General features: G+C 43.9%; 10 protein-coding genes and 1 pseudogene. 1 reads left to right on the plus strand and 10 read right to left on the minus strand.

The genetic code is table 11. The features are described 5' to 3' along the window. The 10 genes and pseudogenes from FNE76_RS08455 to mraY form a co-directional block, all read right to left on the minus strand. Positions 1-322, minus strand: a pseudogene (locus FNE76_RS08455) (lecithin retinol acyltransferase family protein); the annotation flags it as partial. A 13-nt stretch (positions 323-335) separates the two neighbouring features. Next, a complete protein-coding gene (locus FNE76_RS00010) occupies positions 336-1,166 on the minus strand; it encodes a hypothetical protein (RefSeq protein WP_120948146.1) in 831 nt (276 codons plus the stop codon). After that, positions 1,163-1,573: a hypothetical protein gene (locus FNE76_RS00015; protein ID WP_120948147.1), complete on the minus strand. Its 411-nt coding sequence runs from the start codon at positions 1,571-1,573 to the stop codon at positions 1,163-1,165. The genes FNE76_RS00010 and FNE76_RS00015 overlap by 4 nt, the downstream gene beginning before the upstream one ends. Beyond that, on the minus strand, positions 1,570-2,190 hold the full coding sequence (locus FNE76_RS00020; protein ID WP_120948148.1) for a hypothetical protein: 621 nt from the start codon (positions 2,188-2,190) through the stop codon (positions 1,570-1,572). Before FNE76_RS00020 ends, FNE76_RS00015 begins: the two co-directional genes overlap by 4 nt. A gap of 145 nt (positions 2,191-2,335) precedes the next feature. Then, positions 2,336-3,337, minus strand: a complete 1,002-nt coding sequence (locus FNE76_RS00025; RefSeq protein ID WP_120948149.1) for a DNA adenine methylase — start codon at positions 3,335-3,337, stop codon at positions 2,336-2,338. Further along, positions 3,334-3,972 (minus strand): restriction endonuclease, encoded by a 639-nt coding sequence (locus FNE76_RS00030; protein WP_120948150.1) that lies wholly within the window; start codon positions 3,970-3,972, stop codon positions 3,334-3,336. The genes FNE76_RS00025 and FNE76_RS00030 overlap by 4 nt, the downstream gene beginning before the upstream one ends. A 26-nt stretch (positions 3,973-3,998) precedes the next feature. Then, positions 3,999-4,409, minus strand: coding sequence for a methyl-accepting chemotaxis protein (locus FNE76_RS08760; RefSeq protein WP_407925300.1), 411 nt, complete (start codon positions 4,407-4,409; stop codon positions 3,999-4,001). Between the two features lie 1,669 nt (positions 4,410-6,078). Continuing rightward, positions 6,079-7,953: a mechanosensitive ion channel family protein gene (locus FNE76_RS00040; RefSeq protein ID WP_185962937.1), complete on the minus strand. Its 1,875-nt coding sequence runs from the start codon at positions 7,951-7,953 to the stop codon at positions 6,079-6,081. After that, complete coding sequence (gene murD / locus FNE76_RS00045; RefSeq protein ID WP_120948152.1) at positions 7,953-9,227, minus strand: UDP-N-acetylmuramoyl-L-alanine--D-glutamate ligase; 1,275 nt, start codon at positions 9,225-9,227, stop codon at positions 7,953-7,955. The genes FNE76_RS00040 and murD overlap by 1 nt, the downstream gene beginning before the upstream one ends. A 59-nt stretch (positions 9,228-9,286) precedes the next feature. Beyond that, the gene (gene mraY / locus FNE76_RS00050) at positions 9,287-10,348 is read right to left on the minus strand and encodes a phospho-N-acetylmuramoyl-pentapeptide-transferase (protein WP_120948153.1); all 1,062 of its coding nucleotides are present in this window, start codon (positions 10,346-10,348) and stop codon (positions 9,287-9,289) included. 141 nt (positions 10,349-10,489) lie between these two features. On the opposite strand from mraY, the gene FNE76_RS00055 reads away from it, so the two are divergent. Further along, positions 10,490-11,134, plus strand: coding sequence for an META domain-containing protein (locus tag FNE76_RS00055; protein ID WP_235852238.1), 645 nt, complete (start codon positions 10,490-10,492; stop codon positions 11,132-11,134). Positions 11,135-11,142: the final 8 nt, after the last annotated feature.

Below are 11,142 nucleotides of genomic sequence, written 5' to 3' on the forward strand. Positions count from 1 at the left end.
TCCCATTAAATTTGCCGGTCAAATGCACAATCTGCCCCCCACCCACATAGATTCCCGTGTGTGAAAACGCATTGGCAAGATCGTGCCATAATACACTGCCTATCTCTGGCTCGCTCACTCCATCGCCTTCCCGATAAACCGGAAAAGTTTCTAAAAATTCCTCGTAAAAATTTTGGGCGATCTGTTTTGTGGCCAATAGAGTATCTACACGCTTGCGGATTGTATCTGGCAATGCGTCCTTGATGATAACCCCCGCTGTGGATAAGACAGATTCTATATCTAGACTCCCTCTTGCGTTTCCCTCTGGGGCATTCTTTGGCATCTTCTCTTCTTGTCTAAAACTTGACTGCATAAAATAGGGCGTATTTTTCATAGCGTTTGCACTGGCTTTTAGAATCCACCGACCCGCCCGCCTGCACGCCTAAATCTAGCCTAGCGATTTTATTTAAAAACCCCTTGGCAAAAAAGTTTTGTAAGCCTTTCTTTGTACCAATCTGGGTGTGAAAATCCACCTGTGCGTGGCTAGCTTCTTCAAAAATCTTTTCCATTTCGTAATGCTCCTCTAAATGCCCGCCTTCTTTGATTTCTCCATTCCTCAAAAAGGTATCTACAAGTTCAGCCACGCCTAGTTTTTCTAGGGCTTGGTGGTTGATCCCTCTTTGTTCCAACCAATCTTGTAGTTCCTTAGGCGTGCATTTTCCCCCAAAATCGCCAGATTTACGCGTGAATGTGGATTGTTGCTGTGTTCTAGTTTGTTGTATATTTTGCGATTCTGTCTGCATGGTGGCTCCAGCAACAACAGTCCCTATACCACCCCCTGTGCGCATTTGTTCTTCCATTTTCTGAAATTCCTCTTGGCTTCTAACAACTCTAAAATCAAAATACGCTTTGCCCATTTTGCTAAAGAGCATGCCCAAGAAATGCGCTAAGTCTTTGTGGTAATCCTCTTGATAGGACTCAAGTTTATAGAAATGCCCGGGCAAGATGTCCGATTCAGCCACCACCAACGCACCCTCTTTAGAGGGTTCGATCGTTTGTGTGGCACACACTAACGCGCCCTCTTTAGTTTCATAGCCTTGAAAAGCCTGCATCTCTTTTGGAAAAAGTTCTTTAGCTTCTTCAAATTCCTGCGCCTGAGTTTTGTCTAGTAAAATCACTTTTTTCATTTTTGTCCTTTTCTTTTCAATGTATTTAATAAGTCTCTTAACCACGCCCAGAATTGGTATAGCGTGCATGATAACCATTTGAATTTTCTAGGGATTTTTGCAGACTCAAAGCCCAATGCTTGCGCGCTTGGAGCGATCACATGCGGGTTCTCATTGTTATCGTAGATCAAAATGGCGTAACACACCCGCCCAACGTGATTCGACTTAGAGTGTTTTAAATGCGCCAAACGCTTGCCCCCACATATCATAAAAGTCTCTTTTGCAAGTTTTGTCTTGTCTAAGAGTGTTAAAAGAGTTTGGTTGATGAACTCTAGGGCTCGTGCTTGATCCTCTCCCTCCAATATTTTACCATCTTGCACCACTACGAGTTTTTGCTCTGCATTTTGCATGTAGGCATAGACACTCATGAAATCTCTAAGAATGTTTCAATCTCTGTATAGGGCTTGTCCTTGAGCTCAAAGATACGCATAGGGGCTAAACCTTGTAAATCTTGGATAATGCGGCTATGCTCACTAGAGCTAGGCACATAATTAGGATATTGCTTATTGGGGCTATGCGCGCTATGCGTGCCGAGGACGAACACCTTGTGTGCGTTTAAATCGTCCGCCATTTTTGTGCAGGCTCCAATTTGGACTTTTATTTTTGTGGCAATCTCTTGTTCTTTGAGATACGCCACTGCGCTAAACACATAGACAAGAATGTGTTCATCATAGTCTGTAGCCTTTGTTTTGAAAAAGTCATTATTGAGACGGGGGTTGCTCCCTGTGCAATCTGTCAGGGCAAAATTTTCCCCCTTGTATATGTTGGGGTGGTCTGTTGCCTCATAACCACCACCCTTGAAACTATGATCAATTAAAACACGGCATAACTCCGTTTTACCTGCCCCGCTCAAGCCATAGAGCAGGTAGATTTTTTTCTTGGGTGGAGGTGGGTCTTTTTTGGGCGGATCCTCTTTATCAAAATATTCTTTGTAAATCCACATAGCTCCAACGGCAAGACCGCCAATAATCCATGGCCAAGGCATGTCAAACTCCTTTTTGTGAGGCAAAAGCCAACACACACGCTAAGAGATGGGCTGGGTTAATCTTTTCTTTGAGGGGAGGGGGGTGAAATTAAACATATAACTCCTTGGAAGGGGTCTAACACAGCTTCCCTTAAATTGCACCACACTAAAATTTTTCCAAAACATGCAAATATTCGGTGGTTTTGGTGTGCTGTTGGGGGTTGGAGTTGGCTTTAAAGCGGGTGTATGGGTGGCTTTTGAGGCTATACTTGCCATGTTGCTTGAAAATCTGGGCGATCTGCTTGAGGCTTAGTAAGCCTTCGTTGTTGTAACTCATAAAAATAAATTTGGCTTGTGCGTTTTTTAAGATCGCCTCCAAAGCCCCCGCCACACTATTTTTTTTGCACCAAAGCGATTTTTGGTAATCCCTCAAGCCTGTTTTACCTTGTGGGGTGAAGTCATCATAAAGGGCAATGGAGTTTAAAAGGTGGTAGTTGGCACCATATTCTCTAGCATTATAGGGGGGGTCTAGGTAGAGAATATCAGCGGGGGTGTGTGCGATAAGCTCTTGAGCGTCCTGTTGGTGGGCATAGTGGGGGTTGGGGCTTAAATCAAAGTGGGCGGGGGATAAAAGTAGAGTTTTTTGCGCGCTTTTTTTGAGGGTTTTTAAAAATGCGCCATAGACACAGGCGGTGTTGGCGACCTTGTCGCTTGATTCGAGCAAGGAGGCGAGCAAAAAGTAAAATTCGCTGGGGCTGATGTGCTTTTGTTCTAACCAGTGTGCCAACTGGGAGCGCACCGCATCAATGCGCATGGCATTTTCATCGCTAAAATACTGGCGGCAATGCCCTCCCCCTAAGGCGTAATGGGTGTAGATTTTCCCCTTTAAGGGGGGGAGATTTTGGAGTTGCTCTAAAAGTTTAGAGGCGCGCTTAAGCGGGGTGGTGTTTTCGATGTAGTTTTTAGCCAACACATAGCTATAAAACTCGCAATCATTGCTAATCACCTGTTTGACGCGGTTTTTAAATAACCGCCCCACTGCACACGATCCGGCAAAAGCGTCTATCAAAATGCAATCTTGCAAATCGACCCCTCTGTGTTGCAAACTCTCTTGGATATGGTGCAATAAAAAGGGGGCTAGAGAAAGCTTAGAGCCAATGTAATTCACTTTGCTTTGTTTAAACCCTCTGTAGCGATCCTTTTGGCGCATTCCTGGCGGTAGGCTACCGGGTCATACTGGTAACAACCCACACAACCAAGTTTCTCTGTATAATGCGCATCACCCTTATAAAAAGAGTAGAGATGCCCCGAGATTTGTTCAGCATTCCATCTTTGACCTGTCTCTTTGCATTTTTTGCAAATCTGCCTTTTGGCATCGTTATCAGCCTTACACAAGGGCTGGAAATCCTCTAGTCTCTGACTCTTAATATCCGCTACCCTAAGATCGTTCTTCCTGCCATCTTTATGGTCAATTTCAATTTTAGTATTCTCGCTATTGCCACGAATACCACACATCACGCAGGGTTTATTTTTTAAAGCATCTACAATGTCTTTTCTAATGGCTTGGTTAAATTGGGGTTTTGTATTGAATCCTACAAGTCTAATACGATCTATGGAGTTCCCGCTACTTTGGCTTTTATCAACCTCTATTTTGTATTTTTTAGCTAGAGAGCTACTAGGGCGAAGCCAGCTACCCCCATTGCCTAACTGGAGTTCTTGATATTTTCCGCTAAACTCGCTCACAGACACCCAGCGCGAAAAGCCATCTGTATTAGGCTGTGCAAGCTCTAAAAACAAATCCATTTTGGTCTTTTTTCACATTTTCCATCTTAAAACTTTTTCTTGCTGGTGTCCTCTAAAATATCATTAGCGATGTGCTCGATGTCTTGGCTAATGCCCAAGCATTCCTTGGCGATGTCTAAATTGTGCCCTAGTTGGGTATCAAAGGCACTCATGGCTTTATTGATGTCTTGCACCGCATTGGCTTGGTTTTTAATGGCAGTGGAGTTATCTGCGATGCTTTGCACCAAGACATTGATGTTGGTTTCAATCTCGCTCAAGGATTTTTGCGTGCGTTCGGCTAGTTTTCTGACCTCATCGGCTACCACGGCAAAGCCACGCCCATGCTCGCCCGCTCGGGCAGCTTCAATGGCAGCATTGAGGGCTAATAAATTGGTTTGCTCGGCAATGTCTCGAATGATCTCCACCACGCTTTTAATGTCTTGGCTTTGTGCAATCATCTCATCGCTTTTCAAGCTCACATCGCTAATATTTTGCGTGATCACTTCAATATTTTGCGTGGTCTCTTTGATCCCTTGGGATTGGTTGGCAGAACTCTCTGAGAGTTTATCCATGCTCGCTTTCAAATTCAAGGCTTTTGTGCTTAACATATTGGCAAACTCAGAGGAAGTGGTGAGCATTTTGGTGATCTCTGTGCCCAATTGGTTGATGGAAAGTTCCACATCGCCTTTAGCCCCTTGGATTTGGGGTGTGAAGTCAAGCTTTTGGTAGGCATGCACCACCGCTAAAATTTTATTAAGATCAGAACCAATCTTGTTTTCCAAACTCTCCACCATCGCATGCACGACCTTGATGAGTTCGGCAAGTTTGGGGGTGTTAGCACTGGCGTGCTCTTTGTTTGCGACAATAATCCCTTTTTGTACATTAGAAGTTAGCTGGGTGACTTCTACAACCGCATCGTTATCATGACGGAAGGTTTTTTGTATCTTGGCAATATTGGAATTGATGCCATCTAACATCCAGCCAATCTCATCATTTTGGGTGGATTTGTAAATTTGGACCTCTACATTTTCCTCGTGGTTAAGCAATCTAAAAAAGCCTGTTAAGGTCTGCACCACCCGATTAACCCGCCACACAATTTGTCTTTGGATGTAAAAGTGCATGGCAATGATGGCGATTAAAAGCGCGCTCAAACCAATAGCGATGATCACCATTTGGGTGTGGCGCACATAACCATAAACCTTGGCTTTGGAAATCACCGATCCGATCACCCAGTTATGCCCCATTTTAGGGTCTTTAAAGGGTCTAAAGGTGTGCAAAGCCAAAATAATCTCCTCATTTAACACATTGGAATAAAAAGAGGTGATGAGAGTCTGATCTGCCTCCGCCTTTTCTCTGAAAGCAACCACCTTTTTGGCCTCTTGATCTAACATGACATCTGTAAAGGCTTTTCCTTGCAAGCTGTGATCTTTGTTGATCGCAAAAATACGATTTCTAGAACCCATTAAAAACCCATTCTCTCCCGTGTCGGTGGGGAAGTATTTATCCTGAATGTATCCAAAGCTCACATAGAGACCAGCCACTGCCACAAGATTATTGTGGCTATCAAAGATGGGGGCAGCAATGGTAAAGCCAAAGCTACTCACACCTTCCATCAGATCGTGTTTATCAGTGAGGGTTCTAGCCATCGATCGCGTGCTGATGACTTGCTGGAGCAAATTAGAATGCAGGATGAGGGGGTTATTGACATTGGATGCAAACTCCCCATTACTCTTTTGCACGGAGTCATAACTTGTGGCAGGCTTACCTCCATGCATGATCACCAAAAAGGCTTGATAGACAAACGCATTGTTTTCACAGAGCTTACGCACATTGTCCTCAAGCTCTTTGGCCGTGGAGTTCTGGATAAAAGCGTAACCATCTTGTGAAAAATAATTGGCGTAATTGACGAGGGTGCGGTGCACATCGTTAAGTTCCAAGGCGATATTTTTAGATCGGCCCTCGGCCAAAAACCGCACAGATTGGTTAGCCCTGTCCACTAAGATTTTGCTCGCCTCACTGACATAGTAAAAGCCTAGGGCAACAAAGGAGACTACTAGAATGACTGAGGTGGTTAAAGCGGTCTTGACCCCTAACTTGAGATTTTTGAAAAACATGCATCACCTCACTCTAAGATAGACTTGACTTGTCTTTTGGCAGGCTCTCCACATAAATACTCTGAGAAGGGAAAGCAAAACTCAATCCACATTCTTCTACGATTTTCATGATTTTCAAAATAACATCTTCTTTAACAGCCAGCCATTCGCCCCAAATCACGGTCTTAGAAAAACAATAGATGAAAATATTGATGGAACTATCCCCAAAACTATCTAAATAGACAAACAAATTAGATTTATACCCCATCAAGTCATTCACCGAAACGATGTCTTGACGGCCCATGATTAAGGCATGGTGATCATCATGGAGGCGTTGCTCAGAGGTGCTATCCATGTCACCGGCTTTAGCGATGTGGGGGTGTTGCTCTAACATGGTGCGAATCCCCAACACGCATTTTTGCAAGGCTTCCCTAGAGGAGCTATAGGTTAGCCCAATGGTCATTTTAATGCGCCGCCCGACTTTGCGCCGATTCCAGTTGCGAATCGATTTACCGGCTAATTCCGAATTGGGCACAAAGAACAGGGCATTATCAAAGCCCCTAACAGTTGTGCGTCTAAGCCCCATCTCCACCACCGTGCCTTCTACATCTCCACATACAATCCAATCCCCCTGACCAAAGGAGTTATCCAAGAGCAAGATCACGGAGGCAAAGAAGTTAGCCAAGACATCTTTAACCGCTAAGGCCACCGCCAAACCACCGATTCCTAGTGAGGCGATGATGGTCGAGATGTCAAAGCCGAGTTGCTTGAGCACCCATAAGATCGTGATCACAAAGATAAAAAAGTAGGCGATTTTTAAAATGAGGTTGATCACCTCTTTTCTAAGCCCATTGCTCTTGGAGGCCAAATTAGCTAATAGGGCTGCTCCATAAGCCTTAAAAAGCGCAATGAAAAGCCAAGCAAATAAGAGGATATAAACCACCCCCAAATACATGGCAAACTTGGGTGGGGTCGGGTGGGGGTAGTAGAGAATGTCAATAGAAACATCAAAGCTGTAGATGAATAGAAAAGTAGAGATGGGGGCGATGATGCTGTTGCGGATTTTTTGTTGTACGGCAACATTTTTGCGGGTGAAACGCACGACATAGTCTAGGGCTTTGACAAAAAGGGCGGTAATGAGTTGTCTTAGGGCTAGTAAAAAAACTAGGAGCACGAGGGATAAAACAATCTTGGCACTTTGTAAGCCGTTGGCTTTGGGGAAAACTTGGGTGATAAGGCGGGAGATGCGCTCTAAAATCCATTTGAGATTAATGCTCAAGATCACATTTTTAGAGAGCACTTGGCTGGGGTGCTTTTGGATGTAATGGAGCACTTCAGTATAGGTTTTAAGCTTGATTTGGTAGTTGTCTAGGACCTCTTGGAAGTTGTGTTGCTTGAAATCATCTAAATTAGAGGGGGCAACATAAGTTTTAGTAGCATACCCTTCAAGTTTTAATAAATAGGAGGTGCTGATGCTCTTTACATCTTTTTCTTGGCTAAAAAAGTCTAGGGAGGTGCGCAATTTTTCTAAAAAATAATACATGTCGGCATCTAGTTCTAAATTCTTGAGGTGGAGAGTGTCTAGGACATAGGTATAAATGTCCTTGTCGCTATTTTTGAATAAAGCCTCTTTGAGCTTTTTTTGTTGCTTGAGGTTGTCTTTGATGTTAAAGCCGATGTGTTCTTGATTATTTAGTAACTTGAGCGTGAAGGTGTGGATGAGATCGTTTTTTTGATCACTATAAAGTGAGATTTCAGAGCGTTTGTTAGGGTCTGCTTGGTAGCGTTTGATGACTTGGTTAATCTGGTTGATTTGCTTTAAGAGTAAGTGCAAGTCGATTAAATCCGCATCATCATCGGCACGCAAGACTACAAACAAACTTAAAAACAGCCAGAGAGTAAAGCGCATCATGATCCTAGCACATATTCTTTAAAGGCATTGCCCCGATGTTTGTAAGAGACAAATTGATCCAAACTAGCTGCACTGGGGGAGAGTAGGGCGATCTGCCCAGTTTGGAGATTGTCTTTAATGTTCTGCACGGCCATTTTAAGCTCTTGGCATAAAAGGGCGCGGATATGGTATTGCTTAGCCATTTGCATGATCACCGGCGCGCTCACGCCGATAACATAGATAGTTACTTGCAAGGTGGCTAGAGTCTTAAAAAGGGGGGTTAGATCAATTCCTTTAGTGTCCCCGCCCAAGATCAAATGGACATAGCGATCTTGGAAACGCTCCAAGGCTTTTAGGGTGGCATCTACATTGGTCGCCTTGCTGTCATTAACCCAAATATGACCTTGATCGTCTGTAAAAACCTCAATGCGGTGGGGTTGGATCGCATAGGAGTTAATCAATTCATAATTAGCCACGCCACTGTAAAGTTTAGCCGCACTCAAAGCCAAAAGCGCATCAAGTAAAAAAGGCTCTTCAAAACGCACACAGGAGAGATCGAGCCCCATGAGCTGGGCTAAATGGGCGGAGTTTTCATAAAAGAGGAGCTGGGGGGGATTTCTTAAATCTTTGATATAAGGGTGATCTTGCAGATCGGCGTGCAAAAGGGCAACCGCCTTGGGGCTCATCAATTCTAAAGGTTTGAGTTTGGCATGCACATAGTGCTCGTAACTCCCATGCCAGCTTAGATGATCGGGAGCTAGGGGCAAGAGAATATAAAAATGGGGTGCAAAACGCTGGGTGTAGTGCAAACTAAAAGAGCTGGTTTCTAACACCCACACAAAGGGGGGTTTGTGTTGCTCTGTTTTAATTTGGGTGTAAAGATCGATGAGGGGCACGCCAATATTCCCGCCTACTTGAGCATTATGGGATTTTAGGAGCAAGCCTAGCATGCGTGCGGTGGTGGTCTTGCCATTGGTTCCGCTGATAAAAAAAGTGGTGGGGAAATCTAGGCTAGAACGATTGGTTTGCCAAAGGGTGTAAATGTAGTCGTATTCGCTCACTAGGTGTTTGCTAGCCATTACGAGGGGGTGATCAAAGGGGATACCCGGGCTGACAATCTCTAAGCGGGATTCATAGGGGTTAAACATCTTGGAGGGGAGTAGCTGTTTGTGGTGGGTATCTAAAGAAGGGGTTAGAGTCTTGTCGTCGTAGGCGCGATAGGGGATACTCTTTTTGTTAAGGTAGGTTGCAAGAGCTTGGTTAGTCTGCCCATAGCCTAATAACGAGATCATGGCACTCCGTTCTGCTTTTCTAGGATGATAGCATGGCCGAACAATAGCATAGTAAATCCTCAACGCACTTTAAGGCTCAACAACGCCACAATGTTACTTAAGATTGCAATGATCCAAAAGCGTAAAATGATTTTATTTTCTGGCCAGCCTTTGGATTCAAAATGGTGGTGCAAGGGTGCCATGCGGAAAATCTTTTTCTTACGAGTCTTGTAGCTGGTGATTTGCAAGATCACCGAGCCCGTTTCTAGCACAAAGACCAAGCCCATTAAAATTAACAAGATTTCATTATTGGTGATGATCGCCATGTAAGCAATAAAGCCCCCAATAGCTAGACTCCCGCTATCGCCCATGAACACCTCAGCAGGGAAGGCATTAAACCACAAAAAGCCCAAAAGTGAGCCAATCAAAGCAGCCGCAATCACCATCACCTCTCCGCTGTGGCTCACCTTGGGATAAAGTAAATACTTGCTAAATTCGGCATTGCCCACCACATAAATAAAGACGCTTAAGCTTAAAAGCACACAGATACTAGGGACGGTGGCTAAGCCATCTAGCCCATCGGTGATATTCACCGCATTAGAGGTGGCGACAAAAACCAATGACCAAAAGGCGACAAGTAAAACAGGGTAATCATGGAAAGAAAATAAAGCCCGTTTGAAAAAGGGCAAGTAAAAACTTTTATTGTCAAGCAAAAAGTAAAGGGCGGTTGAGATGCACACCGCAATAGCCAGCAACACCGCAAATTTATAGCGCGAAGTAACACCCGCATTGCTCTTGCGGTTAATTTTGGTGTAGTCATCTTGCATGCCCACTGCGCTAAAGGCAAGTAAAGTCAAAAGACCCAACAACACAAAGAGATTATCCAAACGCGCGCTGATGAGTGAGGCGGCCAAGGTCGTGCCTACAAAGATCACCCCACCCATCGTGGGCGTGTCTTTCTTGTTTTGGTGGGGGACATACATGGAAATAGGTTGGCTGGCTTTTTTCCTTTTGGCCCATGTGATGAACTTGGGCATGGCGTAAATGCAAGCGATAAAACTCAAAAAGAAAGCGATCCCGGCACGGAAGGTGAGATATTGGAAAATATTAATCCCAAACCACGGATACAAGTAGTAGAGCATCGTCAAACTTTGCAGCGAAAATAAACCCAATTCTTCTATAAATAGACTTATGAAAGGCTTAATACGGAAGTTTAAAGAAGATCAGATTATAATTTAGCCCATTTAGCTAGTGGGATGTGGCATCTTTTGCATAAATGGGCGATGGTTTTAACAGGTGTGGGTTTGAGCGTGTTATTAGCTGGCTGTGTTGTGGTGCGCTTTTTTGATAAAAGTTTCCGATACAATGACTACCGCATTGTGCGGGTTGTCTTGGGCGGGAACGTTTTTGACTTTAAAGACCTCATTTTAGAAGCCCAAATATCCCATCCCAGTTCAGATGAATCGCCCAATCTAGACGATGTTTATCCTAAAGATCGCCTAGATGTCTTGCAAGAGGAATTGCAAGCCAAAATCAAGGATTTGCATTTGGACTCCATTAAACCCGATGGATCGATGATCCAAACAGATTTAGGGAATTTACAAGCAGATATTAGGAAAAATCGGGCGCATTTGAGGGATACCAAACTCAAAAACACGCCTATGGGGCATGTAGAGTTTGATCAAAAGCAGTTGCGAATCTATGGGATTATTTATTGTAATAAGTATTTTGTGAGTTATAGTTTTCGCGATGATGATCATTTGGTAGTCGAGGATAAGGGCATGACACGCAAGGTGTGTATCAATGAAAAGCTCATGGCTTTTGAGTTAGCTTTTTATCGTAATTTACAAGGAGTGTTTAATCTGACCCGCAATAAAGAAAATTTACTCTTAGAAAATGCCACCATGCAAATCTATTTGCAACACTAGGAGAGTTT

The organism is Helicobacter mehlei (assembly GCF_007280785.1).
In the GTDB taxonomy this organism is placed as follows: domain Bacteria; phylum Campylobacterota; class Campylobacteria; order Campylobacterales; family Helicobacteraceae; genus Helicobacter; species Helicobacter mehlei.

What these genes read in the sequence shown, in the direction of transcription:
- FNE76_RS00015 (WP_120948147.1), bottom strand. Translation starts at nt 1,573, where the DNA reads ATGAGTGTCTATGCCTACATGCAAAATGCAGAGCAAAAACTCGTAGTG.
- murD (WP_120948152.1), bottom strand. Translation starts at nt 9,227, where the DNA reads ATGATCTCGTTATTAGGCTATGGGCAGACTAACCAAGCTCTTGCAACC.
- FNE76_RS08760 (WP_407925300.1), bottom strand. Translation starts at nt 4,409, where the DNA reads ATGATTGCACAAAGCCAAGACATTAAAAGCGTGGTGGAGATCATTCGA.
- FNE76_RS00020 (WP_120948148.1), bottom strand. Translation starts at nt 2,190, where the DNA reads ATGCCTTGGCCATGGATTATTGGCGGTCTTGCCGTTGGAGCTATGTGG.
- FNE76_RS00030 (WP_120948150.1), bottom strand. Translation starts at nt 3,972, where the DNA reads ATGGATTTGTTTTTAGAGCTTGCACAGCCTAATACAGATGGCTTTTCG.
- mraY (WP_120948153.1), bottom strand. Translation starts at nt 10,348, where the DNA reads ATGCTCTACTACTTGTATCCGTGGTTTGGGATTAATATTTTCCAATAT.
- FNE76_RS00040 (WP_185962937.1), bottom strand. Translation starts at nt 7,953, where the DNA reads ATGCGCTTTACTCTCTGGCTGTTTTTAAGTTTGTTTGTAGTCTTGCGT.
- FNE76_RS00055 (WP_235852238.1), top strand. Translation starts at nt 10,490, where the DNA reads ATGGTTTTAACAGGTGTGGGTTTGAGCGTGTTATTAGCTGGCTGTGTT.
- FNE76_RS00010 (WP_120948146.1), bottom strand. Translation starts at nt 1,166, where the DNA reads ATGAAAAAAGTGATTTTACTAGACAAAACTCAGGCGCAGGAATTTGAA.